Source organism: Sulfitobacter sp. BSw21498 (genome assembly GCF_006064855.1).
Lineage (GTDB): Bacteria > Pseudomonadota > Alphaproteobacteria > Rhodobacterales > Rhodobacteraceae > Sulfitobacter.
The window spans coordinates 1,576,547-1,593,541 of the sequence record NZ_CP040753.1; the positions used below are offsets into that span (position 1 = coordinate 1,576,547).

Here is a 16,995-nt window from a genome sequence, read left to right on the forward strand (position 1 = left end):
CCCTCCGTATTGGGGGTGCATTATTATTTTGGGTGCCCGCACCCCTTGGGCGGTCGTGCTATTCGCCGCGCGGAAAACGTTTGTTGTCTTCGAGCACGTTCAAATCCATGTGGTTGCGCATGTATTGCTCTGACGCTTTGCGCAGCGGCTGGTGATCCCAAGGATAATATCCGCCCTTGCGCAGCGCCTCGTAGACGATCCAGCGGCGGGCCTGACTTTTGCGCACATCAGCGTCAAAGGCAGCCAGATCCCAGCGGGCATCAGCCTTGGCCGACAGGGTCAGCCGCGTCCCCTGATGGGCGGGTTCCTCGGCAAGGTTGGTCAATTCATGCGGATCAGCGTCCAGATCGAACAACTGGTCAGGATCAAGGGCGCAGCGGTTGAACTTCCACTTGCCATAGCGCAGCGACACCATCGGCGCGTAAGACGCCTCTGCCGCGTATTCCATGGCGACGGGTTCGGTGCGTTCAATCCCCTGCCCCATGGGCACCAAAGATTGCCCCGTGGTCCACTCCATCAGTTCGTCCATCGACACGCCGGCCAGATCACAGACCGTCGGACAGACATCGATGTTGCTAACGGCGGTTGTCTGCAGACCGGGCTCCATCTGCGGCGCGGCGATCATCATTGGCACGCGGGACGACCCTTCGAAAAAGCTCATTTTGAACCACAACCCGCGCTCGCCCAACATATCGCCGTGGTCCGAGCAAAAGACGATAATCGCCTCCTGCCGCGTGTCCTCTAGCGTTTGCAGAATTTCCCCGATCTTGTCGTCGAGATAGCTGATGTTGGCGAAATAGGCCTGACGCGAGCGTTTGATGTCCCGCTCAGTGATGTCAAAGCTGCGCCAGTCGTTCGCATCAAAGATGCGTTTGGAATGGGTGTCCTGATTGTCGTACCCCAGATCGGGAACCGTTGGCAGCAGATGTTCGCAATCGTTGTAGAGATCCCAGTATTTCTTGCGCGCCACATAAGGATCATGCGGGTGCGTAAAGCTGGCTGTCAGGCACCACGGGCGCGGATCAAGACCGCGTGACAGGTCGTAAATCTTGCGCGTCGCCTCATAGGCAACGGCGTCGTCATATTCCATCTGGTTGCTGGTTTCAGCCACGCCCGCACCCGTGACGGACCCCATGTTGTGATACCACCAGTCAATCCGCTCGCCGGGTTTGCGGTAATCCGGCGTCCAGCCAAAATCGGCGGGGTAGATATCAGTGGTCAGGCGTTCTTCGAACCCGTGCAGCTGGTCGGGGCCAACGAAATGCATCTTGCCCGACAGGCAGGTCTGATAGCCTGCGCGGCGCAGGTGGTGCGCATAGGTCGGTACGCTCGACGGGAATTCTGCTGCGTTGTCATAGACACCCGTGGCCGAAGGCAGTTGCCCCGACATAAATGCCGCCCGTCCCGGTGCGCACAGCGGGCTGGCGGTATAGGCGTTCTTGAACCGCGTCGACCGCGCGGCCAGTTTCTTGAGGTTCGGCGCGTGCAGCCAGTCGGCGGGACCGTCGGGAAACAGCGTACCGTTCAACTGGTCAACCATCAGGATCAGGATATTGGGCTGGGTCATACCGCGGTCCCCACAAGCATATGCAGGACGGATAAGGCACGGTCACTGGCGGTGCGCGCATTTCCATCATCGGACAGTGCGGCCCGTAGGTACAGCCCGTCAATCAAGGCGGCCAATGTGTCGGCATCCCCGGACGGATCGTCCGAGATCGGGCGCAGCGCATAGGTCAGGTTCGACCGCAAGCGCCGCTGATACACCACCAGAAGGCGATAGGTTTCAGTATTGGTGCGCGACGAGGCATAGAGCGTCATCCAGGCGCTGACGGTGGCCGGATCGAAATAGCTTTCCTCAAAGCTCGCGCGGATGATGGCTTCGGCGCGCCCGAGAGGGGATTTGGTCAGCCGGAGTTCGCGCCGCACCTCGGCGCTGTATTCCGACAGGATATAGCGCATGGCTGCCAGAAAAATCTGATCCTTGCCGCCAAAGTAGTGGTGCGCCAGCGCCGATGACATACCAGCGCGGCGCGCGATCTGGCCAACCGTCACATCCAAAGACTGTGCGGCACCGATTTCGGCAATCGTCGCTTTGACCAATGCGTCGCGGCGAATAGGCTCCATTCCGACTTTGGGCATAAAGAATCCTTAGTGGTTTGATAGCGTCTGGCTATCAAACCTACGTTTATTGACTGGCAAGTCAATAAAAACCTCAGGGTGGATCAACCCACGATTTAGTCACATCCAAGCAGCCGGTGCCGCTAGAATTTCGTCGCCGGTGCGGCGGGTGTGATCTGGCGTTTCAGCATCGCTTCGCGCCAAGTGATAAAGGTGACAGAGCCGAGGATCACGGCACCGCCAAGAACGACCCAGATATCAATGGGTTCGGCAAAAGCGATCGCCCCAAGTGCCGTCGCCCATACCAGCTGCAGGAAGGTCACGGGCTGGGTCACCGTCAGGGGTGCAGCAGCAAAGGCGAGCGTCATCGTGTAGTGACCTGCGGTTGCAAAGCAGGCGACAGCGGCAAGAATTCCGATCTCCTCCCATGTGGGGGTAATCCAAGATGCCAGCGCAAAGGGGGCCAGAAACAGCGTCACAAACAGCGACATCATCGCCACGACAACCGAGGGGCGCACCTCGTCCGCGAGCACTTTGGCCAGTAAATATGCCCCGCCAAACACCACCGCCGCGATCAGCATAGCGAAATGCCCACCAGTCAGTTCCCGAAACCCCGGCCGCAGGATGATCGCGGCCCCGACCAACCCGAGCACAACCGCAATGATCCGGCGCAGCGCAAGCGTTTCGCCCAAAAACAGCGCAGCCCCGACGGTAACATAAATGGGCGCGAGATAGTTCATCGCCGTTACCTCGGCGATAGAGATGCGGGTCATCGCGTAGAACCACAAGATCACCCCGATCGCGTGCAACCCGCCCCGAACACTGAAAAGCGCCCATTGCCGGCGCGACAGCTTGGCCGCCCGCAGCGCCCCGATGGCGGGCAGCAGGAACACCAGACCAAAGCCGTAGCGGATAAAAGCAGCCTCTGAGGATGGCAGGCGCGGCCCCATATGCTTGACCAAAGCGGTCACACAGATGAAACAAAGGCCGGTCACGACCATCCAGAAGATACCGGTGACGGGGCTTTGGGGATGTGCAGTTTTCATCTGCGCAACATTCCGCAATGCTTCGGCAAGAGCAAGGTCACATCAGCAGAAGTTTCAACGCAATCGCCCACATTGTCAGGGCGATGACGCCGTCCAGTATCTGCCAGCTGCGCGGCTTGCTGAAGAATGGCCCCAACAGCCGCGCGCCATAGCCGAGTGCAAAGAAGAAGAAAAAGCTCGAACTGACCGCCCCCAGCCCGAAGGCAAAGCGGTTGTCATATTGCGCAGCAATCGACCCCAGCAGCACAACTGTATCCAGATAGACGTGCGGGTTCAGCCAAGTCAGCGCCAATAGTGTCAGGATCGTGCGGCGCAGGCTGGTCGGCGCGGTGCCATCGACCGACAGCGCATGCCCCCCCTGCCATGCAGACCGTGCATTCTGGAAGCCATACCAGATCAAGAACGCCGCGCCGCCAAAGCGCATAACCGTCTCGAACCACGGCACCGCCACAGCCAGCGCGCCAAATCCCGCCACCCCCGCCGCGATCAACACAGCATCGGATAGGGCGCAAGTCAGGCACACCCAGAAAACATGCTGCAACCGCAATCCCTGACGCAGCACAAAAGCATTCTGCGCGCCGATGGCCAAAATCAAGGTTAGACCAAGCGCAAAGCCGGGGAAAAAGGCGGTCATGTCTGGCAGGCTCCGTCGGGTATTTGGGGTGGTATCGGCAGGATGCGGCACCGCAGTTCACCAAAAAGTAAAACCTTCCCCCGCGGCAACCCCAATTTTATTATTGCGGCCGCGAAACATTTGCGTGATTGGGCCCGTTACTACTAGCGAACCACAGATAGAGCGCCTATCTGACCCCTCTAAGACAACCAAGGAATACTGTCATGTTCGACAATAAACAGAAGCTGGAAATCAGCCAAGATGAATTGGCGCTCATCGAAGCAGCCCTGCACACGCAATCCAAGATCCTGAGCGTTCAGGCAAGCGCAGGCGGCTCCAAGGCGTTGGGCCGTTTGAACGAAGTCAAGCGCGTGCTGTCAGCCATTGCGCAACAGCGTGCCCCCGAAACTAGAACTAAACCCGCATGGGGTGGTCTTTTTCGTATGGCGCGCCTTCTGGGATAAATTTCGGCCCAAGCGCTGATTAAAAAAAAACCGCCCAGCTGGCAAGCCAGGGGCGGTTTTTTTATGTCTCTAAAGTCGTGGTGACCGGTGACTGCATAAGCTAACCCCGCGCCCCGACTGATGTCAGAGGCGGGGCGCGCTGCTTACAGCTGTTCCATCACCTCGTCAGAGGCTTCGAAGTTCGTCGTGACGCGTTGCACGTCATCGTCGTCTTCCAAGGCGTCGATCAGCTTCATCAGCTTCTCCATCCCCTCGAGGTCCATCTCGGTCGTGGTGGTCGGACGCCATACCATCTTGGTGCTGTCGGATTCACCGAGCTCGGCTTCGAGAGCGCTGCTCACCTCGTTGAGGTCGGTGTCCATGCACCAGATCACATGCCCCTCGTCCGAGCTTTCAACGTCTTCGGCACCGGATTCGATCGCGGCCATCATGACCGTATCGGCATCGCCTACGCTGGCGGGATAGGTGATCTCTCCCTTGCGGTCGAACATAAAGCCGACGCTGCCTGTCTCGCCCAGATTGCCGCCGTTCTTGGTGAACGTGGAACGTACGGTCGACGCGGTGCGGTTGCGGTTATCGGTCATCGCCTCGACGATCACTGCGACACCATTGGGGCCGTAGCCTTCATAGCGGATTTCTTCGTAATCCTCGCTCTCGCCGCCCACGGCTTTCTTGATCGCGCGATCGATGTTGTCCTTGGGCATGGACTGGCCCTTGGCCTCTTTCACCGCAAGGCGCAGACGCGGGTTCTTGTCCGGGTCGGGTTCGCCCATCTTCGCCGCGATGGTGATTTCCTTGGAGAGCTTTGAAAACACCTTGGCGCGCAGTTTGTCCTGACGGCCCTTACGGTGCTGGATATTTGCCCATTTTGAGTGACCTGCCATGGTGACCTCATATGCTAAAATTCAGTGTTGGCCCTCTATACGGCAGCCTAGGCACCTGAACAAGCCACCGCGCACGCGGCCCCCCGTGGCAGCGTTTGGGGCAGACAGCCTGTGGTGCGGCTGCTAGTGCTGCAAGCGCAGTTCACCCAAGGTATGCCGAAATGACCACTGACCAAATTATTCTGTTTACGCTATTTGCCGCCGTGTTCGGCATGCTGCTGTGGGGGCGTTTTCGCTATGACCTTGTGGCCTTTTCCGCGCTGATGGTCGCGGTGGTGCTGGGGGTCGTTGAGAGCAAGGATGCGTTTGCCGGCTTTGGTCACCCTGCGACGCTGGTGGTGGCGCTGGTGTTGATCGTATCGGCGGGATTGACGCGGTCGGGGGCGGTGCTGCTGATCACCCGCACGCTGGTCGATGCCTCGCGCAGTTTGGGCGGGCATATTACCCTGATGGGGGTGATCGGCGGGGTGCTATCGGCCTTTATGAACAACGTGGCCGCACTGGCGTTGCTGATGCCGGTAGATATCCAGACCGCCCGCAAGGCGGGGCGATCACCGGGGTTAAGCCTGATGCCACTGAGCTTTGCCACGATCCTTGGCGGGATGGCGACGCTGATCGGGACGCCGCCCAACATCATCATCGCCTCGATCCGGCAGGAATCCCTTGGGGAACCGTTTCGCATGTTCGACTTTGCCCCCGTGGGCGGGATTGCGGCGGCGGCGGGGCTGGCCTTTGTCGCGCTGATCGGCTGGCGCTTCATTCCGCAACGCGAAAACAACGTATTGGGCCCCGAAGACCTGTCCCCCTATCTGGCAGAGCTTACGATCCCCGAAGGCAACGCCCAAGTTGGCAAACGTCTGGCCGAACTTCAGGATGTCGCCGATAAGGCTGATGTCGCCATGCTGGGGGTGATCCGCGACGGCAAGCGCCGCTACGGCCAATCGCGCAACCTGCCCCTGCGCGCGGGCGATGCGCTGGTGCTTGAGGCCACGCCGGATGCGCTCGACGAGTTTCGCAGCACGCTGGATTTGCACGTCGCCGACGCCGACCGCGAGGACCGGCTGCACGCCGATGGCGAAGGCGTCGAGATCATCGAGGTCGTGGTCACCAGCGATTCCCGTATGAATGGCCGTTCTGCACAGGCAGTTGGCCTGTCGTGGCGGCAGCGCTCTGTGCTGCTGGGGGTGTCGCGGCGCGGCAAACGCATCACATCCCAGTTGCGCAAGACCGAGTTGCAGGTGGGCGATATTTTACTGTTGCTGGTACCCCGCGATACCGCCTCGCATGTGGTCGAATGGCTGGGCGTGCTGCCATTGGCCGACCGCGGGCTGGCGGTGACCGAAAACCACAAGGTTTGGCTTGCTATTGGTCTGTTCGCCGGCGCGGTGACGGCGGCGAGCTTTGGGTTGATCTATCTGCCTGTGGCCTTGGGGCTGGTGGTGATCGCCTATGTGCTGGCGCGGATCGTTCCGCTGTCGGAACTTTACACCCATATTGAATGGCCAGTCGTCGTCCTGCTAGGGTCGATGATCCCGCTGGGGGCGGCACTGGAAAGCTCTGGCGGGACGGAGCTGATTGCCGGTGCGCTGGTCGGATTGACCCAAGGGATGCCCGCGTGGGTGGTGCTGACCGTGTTGATGCTGGTCACGATGACCCTGTCGGACGTGCTGAACAACACCGCCACAACCATCGTTGCTGCCCCTGTAGGCATCCAGATGGCGCAAAGCCTTGATGTATCGCCCGACCCCTTCCTGATGGCGGTCGCCGTCGCGGCTTCAAGCGCGTTTCTGACGCCCATTGGACATAAGAACAACACGCTGATCCTTGGGCCCGGGGGCTATAGCTTTGGCGATTACTGGCGCATGGGGCTGCCGCTTGAGATCATCGTCGTGGCGGTGTCTATTCCGGCCATTCTGGTGTTCTGGCCACTTTAGGGCGCAGGGCAAGTGAAGGGTCCGGGGGCCAGCCCCCGGACCCCCGGGATTTAATCCATTTGGAAGCGCGGGCTGTGCGTTACCAGAACAACGGGATCATCAGGGAGACGAGCAACGACATCGACAGGTTCAAGGGAATGCCGATGCGCATGAAGTCGGTGAAACGGTAGCCGCCCGGACCGTAGACCAGCGTGTTCGTCTGGTAGCCAATGGGTGTCGCAAAGGCGCACGACGCTGCGATCATGACCGCGACTACCAAGGGGCGCGGGTCCATGCCAAGCGCGGACCCGAGGCTGATGGCAATCGGCGTCATGATCACTGCCACCGCGTTGTTCGACACGATTTCTGTCAACGTTGTCGTCAGCAGGAACACCGCAAAGATCACATAGAAGGGTGACAGTGTGCCAAGGAACGGTGCGATATTATCAACGATCAGGCTGATCGCACCGGAGTTTTGCAACCCTGCCCCGATGGCGAGCATCGAGAAAATCAGCGCAAGCAAGCGGCCGTCGACAAAGCTGAAGGCCTCCTCGGCGTCGATGCAGCCTGTGACCAGTACCAGGGCCACGGCCAGCACCGCCAGCAGCAGGATCGGCGCGATGTTAAGAGCGGCCAGCACCACGATACCCACCAGTGCAGCGATGGCGATCGGGGCGTGCCCACGCCGGAATGCGCGCGCCGAGGGCTGCGATACATCGACCATATCCATATCTGCGGCAAGACGCTGGATATCCTCCATCGCGCCCTCGAGCAGCAGCGTGTCACCGACTTTGACGATAAGGTCATCGAGCTGGCGGCCGATGTTCTGGTTCCGGCGGTGCACCGCCAGAGGGTACACGCCATAGCGCCGCCGCAGACGCAGCGCCCCCAGCGTGCGGCCCACCATTTTGCAGCCCGGTGTAATCAGCACCTCTACGGTAGAGGTTTCAACGGCGGAAACCTGATCGACACGTTTCAGTTCCTTGTTGGCCTGAAGGCTCAGGAGTTCCGTCATCTGGGTCCGCAGAACCACACGGTCACCAACCCGCAGTTCGACACTGGCAAGATCGCGGCGCAAGGATTGGTCGCCGCGCACCACGTCGATCAGCCGCACGCCTTCGCGTTTAAAGAGCTGCACATCCAGCACCTCGCGTCCGATCAGGTTGGAGTCCGGCGGAATCACGGCTTCGGTGAAGAACTTCATCTTGGATCGGTCCGACAGCATATTCGCCATACTGTCACGCGCAGGGAGCAGCTTGGGCGCGAAGACAGCCATATAGATCAGCCCCCATGCGCAGACCACCAGACCGATGGGCATGATTTCAAAGATGCCAAACGGCTCTAGCCCCTGAGACCGCGCGACACCGTCCACCAGAAGGTTAGTCGATGTCCCGATCAGTGTCAGCGAACCGCCCATGATCGCCGCATAGCTAAGCGGGATCAGCAGCTTAGAAGCTTTGGTGCCGAGCGTCTGGCTCAGCTGCACCACGACCGGAATCATCACCACCACCACGGGCGTGTTGTTCATCACCGCAGAGGCCGCCATCACAGCCACGATCACACCGACCACTGCCGACTTGGGGTGGGTCTTGGCGTAGCGTTCGGCCATCCGCGTCAGGACATCCAGCGCGCCCGTGCGCACCAACGCGCCCATCACGATAAACATCGCGGCAATGGTCCAAGGGGCCGAGTTCTGCAACACCGCCTGCGCATCATCATAGGGTAAGATGCCAAGCGCCAGCATGACGGCCGCCCCCGATAGCGCCACGACCTCGGTCGGGAGGGATTCGCGCAGGAACATGACGAACATGATCACAACAACGGTCAACGCCAGGATTGCAGAGGTGCTATCCGACAGGTTTAGAAAGTCCATTCAGGTATATCCGGCCTTGGGCAAAGGAAAATCAGACTGCAGTTTCGTCGATTGCTTCGTCCACGGCAAGCGCCGCCTTGGGGCAACTGTCAGATGCCCCTGCCCTGCGCTATTCCGGATACGGGTCTGTCATCCCCCGCAGCATGGCGGTTATGGGGCGCTTTGCTGCAGCTTGCCGCCTTGACGCACGGGCACGATGCGCGTCGCCTTGCCGGTGCGGTCGTCCGTCTCGATATAGACGCCGGACAGGGTCGCCTCTTCGTTGGCGGGGGTGAACCGGTCCTTGGGCATGCCCGTGATAAACCGGCGCAGGGGTTCGGTTTTTTCCATCCCGATGACCGAATGATAGTCGCCGGTCATGCCAGCATCCGTCAAATAGGCTGTCCCGCCGGGCAGGATCATCGCGTCAGAGGTCGGCACATGGGTATGCGTGCCCACAACAAGGCTGGCGCGGCCATCGCACCAATGCCCCATCGCCATCTTTTCGGATGTAGCTTCGCAATGCATATCGACAATCACCGCAGAGGCCATGCCCCCCAGCGGATGGGTTTTGAGCACGGGTTCGAGCGCCGAAAACGGATCGTCAAAGGGGCGTTTCATGAAGACCTGACCAAGCGCTTGCGTCACCAGCACCTTGCGCCCGTTCTGGGCGGTGAACAACCGTGCGCCTTTACCCGGTGCGTTTTTGGAAAAATTCAGGGGACGGATGACGCGCGGTTCTTGTTCGATAAAGCTCAGCATGTCTTTTTGATCGAACGCGTGGTCGCCCAGGGTCAGGCAATCTGCGCCCGCGTCCAGGAGCGCTTTGGCGTGGCTGCCAGACAGCCCCATGCCAGAAGTGGCGTTTTCACCGTTCACCACGATAAAATCGAGCTTCCATTCCGTCCGCAAACGGGAAAGGTTTTCGCTGATTGCGCGGCGGCCCGCGCGGCCCATGACATCGCCGAGGAAGAGTATTTTCATACCCCCAGCGTTAGGCTGCGCAGCGCCCGAGGGCAAGGGGCGGCGCTGGAGTTTTTGCGCTTGTGCCGGTCAGGCTAGCCGATCTCGATCACGCCCGTCTCTGTCACGATCAGATCAAGCGGCTGGTCTGTGGGTTCAAGCGGCAGATCGTCAACCTCTTGTCCCGCAAAAGAAAATCCGATCGCCAAGGTCGCCCGCCGCGCGCGCAGCTGTTCAAGCGTGCGGTCGTAAAACCCGCCGCCATACCCCAGACGTCCGCCAGAGCGGTTGAACGCCAGCAGCGGCACGATCACAATCTCGGGGTCGAAAAAGTCATCCAAAGCGGGGATTTGCGCCCCAAATACACCGTCCACCAGCGCGGTCTCGGACGTCCAGCGCGAAAATCGCAAGGGTTGCGCCGGCCCCATGATCACCGGCACGCCCACGGGCCCATGCGCTGCCGCTTCGGCCAGGGCCGGGCGCGGGTCGATCTCTGTGCGGATGGGTAGAAAGCCGGACAGCGGCACGCCACGATACCCAGCCAGCACTTCGCTTAGATACCCCGCCTGAGCGGCGTTTGCCGTATCAAACAGCGGCTTGCGACGGGCGAAAGCAGCCTTGCGTGCCGCAGCTTTGGTCGCAATCATATCCATCACAGCAAAACCGCAGCGGCCAGCCCGAGAAAGGCAAAAAAGCCCACGACATCCGTCACTGTGGTCACGAAAGCCCCAGAGGCAAGCGCGGGATCGACGCCGAACCGTTCAAGCAGGATCGGGATGCCCGTCCCTGCCAGTCCCGCCACGACCATATTGATGACCATCGCGGTCGCTATCACATACCCGAGGGCGGGCGAACCGAACCACAAGAGGCCAACGACCCCCATGATGATGGCGAAAATCAAGCCGTTCACGAGGCCCACCAGACATTCACGACGGATCACGCGCCAGACGTTCGATCCGGTCAAATCGCGGGTCGCAATGGCGCGCACGGCGACGGTCAAACTTTGAGTGCCTGCATTGCCGCCCATAGAGGCGACAATGGGCATCAAAACCGCCAGCGCGACGATCTGCGTAATCGCGGCCTCGAACTGCGAAATCACCATCGACGCTGCGATCGCGGTCAAAAGGTTCACCGCAAGCCAAGGCAAACGCTGCTTTGTCGTTTCTATCACGCGGTCGGACAGAGAGCCCTCCCCGACACCGGCAAGCCGCAGAATATCTTCTTCGTGTTCCTCGTCGAGCACGGACATGGCGTCATCAATGGTGATCACACCGATCAGACGGCCTTCGTCGTCGACAACCGGGGCCGAAATCAGGTGGTACTGGTTGAACGCATAAGCCACATCGCCTTCGTCGCGTAAGGCGGGGATGACCTGAAACGTGTCTTCTAGAATATCACGCATCGGCGTGGCGCGCTTGGACCGCATCAGTTTGCCTAACGTGACATTACCCACCGGATGTAGACGCGGATCGACCATAACAATGTGATAGAACTGGTCAGGCAGGTCTTCTTCGGGGGTGGCGCGCAGGTGGTCGATCACCTCGCCCACCGTCCAATGCTCCGGTGCCATCACGACCTCGCGCTGCATCAAACGACCGGCCGAGTATTCAGGATAGTTCAGCGCCTGCTCAACCGCGACCCGGTCGGCATCTTCCAAGGCACCCAGAATGGTTTCCGCCTGCGCATCCTCAAGGTCTTCGATGAGGTCAACAACATCATCGCTGTCCATGTCGCGTACAGCATCCGACAACACTTCGGGCGTCAAAATGGCAATGACTTCTTCGCGGATCGATTCGTCGAGCTCCGACAGGATTTCACCATCGAACTCACGGTCATAAAGCCGGATCAGCTTGGTCCGCTCGAACGCGCTGATCTGTTCCAGAAGGTCGGCGATATCGGCCGCATGCAGCGGTTCCATCAGCTCTGTCAGCTTGGCGGCGTCGTCGATTTCCACCGCATAAAGGATGGACGCCACAGCCTTTTTGTTCAGCCGGTATGCCTCGGCTTCGTCCTCAGCATCGGGGGAGAGTTCAAGTTCCTGCGCGTCGTCAACCATAGCTGCCCCCACTTACGAATTTGTGCAGACCATATGCGGGGCAAAGCGCGGATACAATGGCGCGGAACCGTACCCAAACGGATTGTGGCCGCTGCGGGCTGGGGTTAGACAAGCCGCATGAAAACACAAACACTCCTCCTTGGCCAAACGCTCCGTTTTACGGGCAATCCCCTCTCTGACCCGTGGGAGGATACAGTCCGTATCGATAGCGACGGCGCGGTTCTGATTGAGGGCGCGCATATCAAGGCCGTGGGCCGCGCCGGCGATCTGCGCAAGGCACATCCGCAAGCAACGGTCAAAGACTACGACGACCGGCTGATCTGCCCGGGATTTGTGGACGCCCATGTACACTACCCCCAAACCGCAATCATCGCGAGCTGGGGAAAACGGCTCATTGACTGGCTCAACACCTACACCTTCCCCGAGGAAATGCGCCTGTGCGATCCCGCATATGCCCGCGATATCGCCGGGCGCTATCTGGACCTGACACTGGCCAACGGTACCACCACAGTATGCTCCTTCGCCACCATCGCCCCCACCAGCGTCGACGCCATATTCGAGGCGGCGGCAGCGCGTGGCCAAAGGATCGTAGCGGGCAAGACCTGCATGGACCGCAACGCACCCGAAGGGCTGCGCGACACCGCGCAATCCGCCTATGATGACAGCAAGGCACTCATTGACCGCTGGCACGACAAGGGCCGCGCCAGCTATGCGATCACGCCGCGGTTCACGCCCACGTCGACGCCCGAACAGCTGGCGGCACTCGGGGCGCTTTGGTCGGAACGCGCCGCCTGCCTGATGCAGACGCACCTGAGCGAACAGGTCGACGAAATTGCCTGGGTCAAAGACCTTGTGCCTCATGCCCGCGATTATCTGGACACCTACGAAGAACACGGGCTGGTGCGTGACCGCGCGGTCTTTGGTCACGCGATCCATCTGACCCCGCGCGAGGTCGACCGCCTTGCCGATAACGGCGCATCCGTTGTGCATTGCCCGACATCGAATACCTTTATCGGATCAGGTTTGTTCGACATGGCGCAAATCGCGGCGCGGCGCATCCCCATCGGTTTGGCGACAGACACCGGCGGCGGATCATCCTTTTCCATGTTGCGCACGATGGCCGCAGCTTATGAAATCGGTCAGCTGCGCGGCACCCCCACCCACGCGGCACAGCTGATGTGGTTGGCAACAGCTGGCTCTGCCCGCAGCCTCCACCTGCACGATAAGATCGGCACGCTCGGCGAAGGATACGAGGCCGACATCACGATCCTTGACCTCGCCTCTACCCCAGCGATCAAGCAGCGAAGCGAGAATGCCCAAAACACCTGGGACCAACTTTTCGCGACCATCATGATGGGCGACGACCGTGCGATCGATGATGTCTGGGTTAACGGGGTGCGGCGGGGCTAGCGCCACACTCGGTCGCTTCATTTTGCCCCTGAAACTCCCAGCGGCGCGTCCCGCACGAACAACAGGCAGCGCCGCCACGGGTCTATCCTAGCAGGGCGCAGCCAAGACCATCGCCCAAATGCGGTCTGGGCCCTGAAACAGGCCAAATGCGCGCGCATTGCGGTTCATCATGTTGCGGAAATGCGGTGGTGACTGCGCCCATCCCTGCATCACCTGCGCCAGTTCACGCTGACCCTTGGCAAGGTTTTCAGCGACATAGCACCAGTGATACCCCTGCGCGCGCGCGCGGTCGCCAACACCCGAGCCATCCAGACCGCTATGAGCGAAATACCCGTGCCGGGCCATGTCCAGCGCATGGGCGCGCGCTGCAGCTTCCAAGCTGAATGAATAAGTTAACGGCGCGACGCCCTCTCGTGCGCGCATCGCATTCAGCATCTTTACCGATAGCGGGTCTGCCGCGGCAGAGCAGATCGCAGCAACGATCATCACAATCGCCATGCCAAGCTGTCTAGCAATACGTATTATCAAACCACCCTCGTTCCGCAGCGCTTATACAAACGGACTTCCTTCATAAACTCGCGCCGCCAAATGCGGTATCAAAGAGTATCGCGAAGGGCCCGCGCCAGTTGGTTCTGCCGCGCGATTTGCGCGGGCAAGTCTATGGTCACAACCTGCCCGTCCCTTACCACCCTGCGCCCTTCGACCAGTAAGTCTCGGACAGAAGTTGGTCCGGCAAGCAACAACGCGGCCGGATCCCAGCTGCCCGCGCTTGCAATCCCGCTGACATCCCAAATGGCAATATCCGCACGCGCACCGACGGCGATCCGCCCGCATTCGGGCCGCCCTAGAATATCCGCCCCGCCGCGCGTCGCTATCTCTAGCGCCTCACGTGCACTCATGGCGTTGGCCCCGCCCGAGACCCGTTGCAGCAGCATAGCTTGCCGGGCTTCGGCCACGAGATTTCCTGCGTCATTGCTGGCCGACCCGTCGACCCCAAGACCCACCGGCACGCCTGCATCCCGCATGGCCCGAACGGGAGCTATCCCCGACCCCAAGCGGCAATTCGAACAGGGGCAATGCGCAACGCCTGTTTTGGTCTGCGCAAACAGCGCGATTTCGCTGGGGTCAAGTTCGACGCAATGCGCATGCCAGACATCGGGACCGACCCAACCCAGATCTTGCGCATATTGTCCGGGGCGACACCCAAACCGCGCCAGCGAATAGGCAACATCTTCGGCGTTTTCGGCAAGATGGGTATGAAGCATGACACCCTTGTCCCGTGCCAACAGCGCCGCATCGCGCATCAACTCCCTACTCACAGAGAAAGGTGAGCAAGGCGCGATCCCAATACGGCACATAGAGGATGCCGCCCCGTCATGGAAACCGTCGATCAGCCGTATGCAATCCTCCAGTATCGCCGCCTCACGCTCGACCAAAGCATCAGGCGGCAAGCCGCCGTCGCTTTCCCCGATGCTCATCGCGCCGCGCGTTGGCTGAAACCGCATCCCCAGTTCTGCTGCAGCATGGATCGTATCTTCCAGCCGGCTGCCATTGGGATACATATAGAGATGATCCGAACTTAATGTGCACCCCGACAAGGCAAGTTCGGCCAGCCCGACCTGCGCCGAAACAAACATATGATTCGGCGTGAAACGCGCCCAGATGGGGTAGAGCGTCTTCAACCATCCAAACAGCAGCGCGTCCTGACCACCTGGCACTGCCCGCGTCAGGCTTTGATAGAGGTGGTGATGGGTATTCACCAATCCAGGCGTCACAACACACCCTGATGCTTCAATCACCTCCCCCTCGGTTGACAGGTTATGTCCTACCGCTGCAATGACACCATCGGCCAACAGGACATCAGCCGCGACCAATTCGCGACGCGTGTCATCCATAGTAACAAGATGATCAGCGTTGCGTATCAGCAGTTCGGTCATAGCGGACAATTCTTAAGGAACTCTAAAGCTTCGGCGTGTATTTCGCTATTGGCTGCCGCAATTGCACGGCCGCCGTTATGAGCCGGGCCACCGTCCCAATCCGTTACGATACCGCCCGCCGCCTGCACCACAGCAATAGGTGCTTGAATATCATAGGGTTGCAGCGAGGCTTCTATGACCAGATCGACCTGACCTGAAGCCACCAAAGCATAGGCATAGCAATCCATCCCAAAACGCGTTAGCCGCGCATGTTGTGAAACTTTGGCAAAGGCCGCACCTTCAGGGGCCGAGCCGACTTCGGGAAATGTCGTGAAAACGGTGGCTTGGGCCAAGGGCCGAGGGCTTCGCGTTTGCAAGGCGTACGCCCCCGACGGCCCCATGACCTCGGCCCGTTCGCCATACCCTAAAAAACGCTCGCGGATATAGGGTTGGTCGATGATACCGAAAAACGGGCCGTTCGCATCGCTGAGCGCGATCAACACGCCCCAAGTGGGCGTACCGGATACAAACCCACGGGTTCCGTCGATCGGGTCCAGTACCCAGGTTAGTCCGGAAGTTCCTTCGGTGGATCCGTATTCCTCGCCCAAAATTGCGTCGTCTGGCCGTTCGCGCTCTAGAATCTCGCGCATTGCCCGTTCGGCAGCTCGATCAGCTTCCGTAACCGGATCATAGCCAATTTGAAACTTATTGTCCGCAAGCAGATCAGGTTGTCGAAAATGGGGGAGTATTGCCGTACGCGCTGCATCAGCCAGTAGATGACCCACACGAAGTATATCGGGATCCGAATGCAAGTTCTGTATCATGGCTACCGATCTGACACTTTCGCCAGATCCTTGCAAGATAACAGTTTGCGTTAGCGATTAAGCAACATCACTCAGCACACGCGCCAATTCGAACAACCGCCGACGCTGGTTTTCTGGGATGGCATAATAGGACCGGATGAGGTCCATCGCTTCTTTATCCCCGACCAGATCAGCAGGTATGTTTTCCAGCCCTTTCTCGGCCTGAGGTTTTTCCGCCTCTAGCCCCTCGAAGAAATGGGCCACATCGACATTCAGAGCAAAGGCAATATCCCAGAGCCTAGAGGCGCTGACGCGGTTTGCGCCTGTCTCATACTTCTGGATCTGCTGAAACTTTATGCCAACAAGCTCTGCCAGGCGCTGCTGGGTCATGCCGGTCAACCAACGGCGCTGTCGTATCCGCTGGCCAACATGAACATCTACTTTGTGAGGCATCACGATCTTCTTTCTAATTCAGCGCCCATAATTTCGACGCTTGCAATTGTAGTATTGAGGAAGAGACCAATTCACGTGGTCCTTTCCGACAAAACGTGCTACTTACAAATCTCATCGCTATGCGCAAATAAAATGAAAATGGACATACGTTCAGTTATCATCTCATTTAACCGCAACACCCAATCACGCGTTGATTGAGTGAATGAATTACCCCTTATACGAGAAGTAAACCTAGCGGGCGAAATGTAGATTGCATATGATCTTGGCCAATCATGCACCTGTAGCTTTGCGGCATTCTTGGTTATTATTCCACTTCAGTGACCCTGCCCTGCTTATGCACGAAACAGATTCGGTTACATATCAACACCGTAGCTCACCCTGCATGTGACACTTTGACATCGCACGGGTAGTACGCGGTCTTTCGCTCACAGCAAAAATTATTCGCGTCAATCGCAGTGGTAACGAAAACGTTACAAAAAGTGCGAGAGCTGCGGTCGGCGAGAA

At 59.4% G+C, this 16,995-nt stretch carries 16 protein-coding genes; 3 read left to right on the plus strand and 13 right to left on the minus strand.

Annotated features, from left to right (window positions below; genetic code table 11):
* Nucleotides 1–58: 58 nt before the first annotated feature.
* From betC to E5180_RS07745, 4 genes are all read right to left on the minus strand, one after another.
* A complete protein-coding gene (gene betC, locus E5180_RS07730; RefSeq protein ID WP_138923868.1) occupies nt 59–1,567 on the minus strand; it encodes a choline-sulfatase in 1,509 nt (502 codons plus the stop codon).
* Entirely contained in the window at nt 1,564–2,139 is a 576-nt protein-coding gene (gene betI, locus E5180_RS07735) for a choline-binding transcriptional repressor BetI (RefSeq protein WP_093733315.1), read from the minus strand. The genes betC and betI overlap by 4 nt, the downstream gene beginning before the upstream one ends.
* Nucleotides 2,140–2,261: 122 nt before the next feature.
* Nucleotides 2,262–3,164, minus strand: coding sequence for a DMT family transporter (locus E5180_RS07740; protein ID WP_138923869.1), 903 nt, complete (start codon nt 3,162–3,164; stop codon nt 2,262–2,264).
* Between the two features lie 37 nt (nt 3,165–3,201).
* Nucleotides 3,202–3,798: a LysE/ArgO family amino acid transporter gene (locus tag E5180_RS07745; RefSeq protein ID WP_138923870.1), complete on the minus strand. Its 597-nt coding sequence runs from the start codon at nt 3,796–3,798 to the stop codon at nt 3,202–3,204.
* Between the two features lie 203 nt (nt 3,799–4,001).
* Here E5180_RS07745 and E5180_RS07750 point away from each other — a divergent pair, with 203 nt between their 5' ends.
* Nucleotides 4,002–4,241: a hypothetical protein gene (locus E5180_RS07750; protein ID WP_138923871.1), complete on the plus strand. Its 240-nt coding sequence runs from the start codon at nt 4,002–4,004 to the stop codon at nt 4,239–4,241.
* A 143-nt stretch (nt 4,242–4,384) separates the two neighbouring features.
* Here the strand turns inward: E5180_RS07750 and E5180_RS07755 are convergent, their stop codons facing one another.
* Nucleotides 4,385–5,125, minus strand: a complete 741-nt coding sequence (locus tag E5180_RS07755) for a YebC/PmpR family DNA-binding transcriptional regulator (protein WP_138923872.1) — start codon at nt 5,123–5,125, stop codon at nt 4,385–4,387.
* A gap of 161 nt (nt 5,126–5,286) precedes the next feature.
* Between E5180_RS07755 and E5180_RS07760 the strand changes: the two genes are divergently transcribed.
* Nucleotides 5,287–7,059, plus strand: a complete 1,773-nt coding sequence (locus E5180_RS07760; RefSeq protein WP_138923873.1) for an SLC13 family permease — start codon at nt 5,287–5,289, stop codon at nt 7,057–7,059.
* Between the two features lie 79 nt (nt 7,060–7,138).
* Here the strand turns inward: E5180_RS07760 and E5180_RS07765 are convergent, their stop codons facing one another.
* From E5180_RS07765 to mgtE, 4 genes are all read right to left on the minus strand, one after another.
* Nucleotides 7,139–8,911, minus strand: a complete 1,773-nt coding sequence (locus E5180_RS07765; protein WP_138923874.1) for an SLC13 family permease — start codon at nt 8,909–8,911, stop codon at nt 7,139–7,141.
* Nucleotides 8,912–9,061: 150 nt separating this feature from the next.
* The gene (locus E5180_RS07770) at nt 9,062–9,874 is read right to left on the minus strand and encodes a TIGR00282 family metallophosphoesterase (RefSeq protein ID WP_138923875.1); all 813 of its coding nucleotides are present in this window, start codon (nt 9,872–9,874) and stop codon (nt 9,062–9,064) included.
* Nucleotides 9,875–9,948: 74 nt separating this feature from the next.
* Nucleotides 9,949–10,506 (minus strand): 5-formyltetrahydrofolate cyclo-ligase, encoded by a 558-nt coding sequence (locus E5180_RS07775; RefSeq protein ID WP_138923876.1) that lies wholly within the window; start codon nt 10,504–10,506, stop codon nt 9,949–9,951.
* Nucleotides 10,506–11,909: a magnesium transporter gene (gene mgtE / locus E5180_RS07780; RefSeq protein WP_138923877.1), complete on the minus strand. Its 1,404-nt coding sequence runs from the start codon at nt 11,907–11,909 to the stop codon at nt 10,506–10,508. The genes E5180_RS07775 and mgtE overlap by 1 nt, the downstream gene beginning before the upstream one ends.
* A gap of 117 nt (nt 11,910–12,026) precedes the next feature.
* Here mgtE and guaD point away from each other — a divergent pair, with 117 nt between their 5' ends.
* A complete protein-coding gene (gene guaD / locus E5180_RS07785; RefSeq protein ID WP_138923878.1) occupies nt 12,027–13,319 on the plus strand; it encodes a guanine deaminase in 1,293 nt (430 codons plus the stop codon).
* An 87-nt stretch (nt 13,320–13,406) separates the two neighbouring features.
* Here the strand turns inward: guaD and E5180_RS07790 are convergent, their stop codons facing one another.
* From E5180_RS07790 to E5180_RS07805, 4 genes are all read right to left on the minus strand, one after another.
* Nucleotides 13,407–13,817 carry a CAP domain-containing protein gene (locus E5180_RS07790; protein ID WP_138923879.1) on the minus strand — a complete coding sequence of 137 codons (411 nt, stop codon included), beginning with the start codon at nt 13,815–13,817 and terminating at the stop codon, nt 13,407–13,409.
* A 98-nt stretch (nt 13,818–13,915) separates the two neighbouring features.
* On the minus strand, nt 13,916–15,256 hold the full coding sequence (locus E5180_RS07795) for an 8-oxoguanine deaminase (protein WP_138923880.1): 1,341 nt from the start codon (nt 15,254–15,256) through the stop codon (nt 13,916–13,918).
* Nucleotides 15,253–16,059 carry a histidinol-phosphatase gene (gene hisN / locus E5180_RS07800; protein ID WP_171048922.1) on the minus strand — a complete coding sequence of 269 codons (807 nt, stop codon included), beginning with the start codon at nt 16,057–16,059 and terminating at the stop codon, nt 15,253–15,255. Before hisN ends, E5180_RS07795 begins: the two co-directional genes overlap by 4 nt.
* A 57-nt stretch (nt 16,060–16,116) precedes the next feature.
* Nucleotides 16,117–16,491, minus strand: a complete 375-nt coding sequence (locus E5180_RS07805) for a helix-turn-helix domain-containing protein (protein ID WP_138923881.1) — start codon at nt 16,489–16,491, stop codon at nt 16,117–16,119.
* Between the last annotated feature and the right edge of the window lie 504 nt (nt 16,492–16,995).

Excerpts from the sequence above, each read along its gene's own strand:
- betC (WP_138923868.1), bottom strand. The coding sequence starts at position 1,567 with ATGACCCAGCCCAATATCCTGATCCTGATGGTTGACCAGTTGAACGGT.
- betI (WP_093733315.1), bottom strand. The coding sequence starts at position 2,139 with ATGCCCAAAGTCGGAATGGAGCCTATTCGCCGCGACGCATTGGTCAAA.
- E5180_RS07740 (WP_138923869.1), bottom strand. The coding sequence starts at position 3,164 with ATGAAAACTGCACATCCCCAAAGCCCCGTCACCGGTATCTTCTGGATG.
- E5180_RS07745 (WP_138923870.1), bottom strand. The coding sequence starts at position 3,798 with ATGACCGCCTTTTTCCCCGGCTTTGCGCTTGGTCTAACCTTGATTTTG.
- E5180_RS07750 (WP_138923871.1), top strand. The coding sequence starts at position 4,002 with ATGTTCGACAATAAACAGAAGCTGGAAATCAGCCAAGATGAATTGGCG.
- E5180_RS07755 (WP_138923872.1), bottom strand. The coding sequence starts at position 5,125 with ATGGCAGGTCACTCAAAATGGGCAAATATCCAGCACCGTAAGGGCCGT.
- E5180_RS07760 (WP_138923873.1), top strand. The coding sequence starts at position 5,287 with ATGACCACTGACCAAATTATTCTGTTTACGCTATTTGCCGCCGTGTTC.
- E5180_RS07765 (WP_138923874.1), bottom strand. The coding sequence starts at position 8,911 with ATGGACTTTCTAAACCTGTCGGATAGCACCTCTGCAATCCTGGCGTTG.
- E5180_RS07770 (WP_138923875.1), bottom strand. The coding sequence starts at position 9,874 with ATGAAAATACTCTTCCTCGGCGATGTCATGGGCCGCGCGGGCCGCCGC.
- E5180_RS07775 (WP_138923876.1), bottom strand. The coding sequence starts at position 10,506 with ATGGATATGATTGCGACCAAAGCTGCGGCACGCAAGGCTGCTTTCGCC.
- mgtE (WP_138923877.1), bottom strand. The coding sequence starts at position 11,909 with ATGGTTGACGACGCGCAGGAACTTGAACTCTCCCCCGATGCTGAGGAC.
- guaD (WP_138923878.1), top strand. The coding sequence starts at position 12,027 with ATGAAAACACAAACACTCCTCCTTGGCCAAACGCTCCGTTTTACGGGC.
- E5180_RS07790 (WP_138923879.1), bottom strand. The coding sequence starts at position 13,817 with ATGGCGATTGTGATGATCGTTGCTGCGATCTGCTCTGCCGCGGCAGAC.
- E5180_RS07795 (WP_138923880.1), bottom strand. The coding sequence starts at position 15,256 with ATGACCGAACTGCTGATACGCAACGCTGATCATCTTGTTACTATGGAT.
- hisN (WP_171048922.1), bottom strand. The coding sequence starts at position 16,059 with ATGATACAGAACTTGCATTCGGATCCCGATATACTTCGTGTGGGTCAT.
- E5180_RS07805 (WP_138923881.1), bottom strand. The coding sequence starts at position 16,491 with ATGCCTCACAAAGTAGATGTTCATGTTGGCCAGCGGATACGACAGCGC.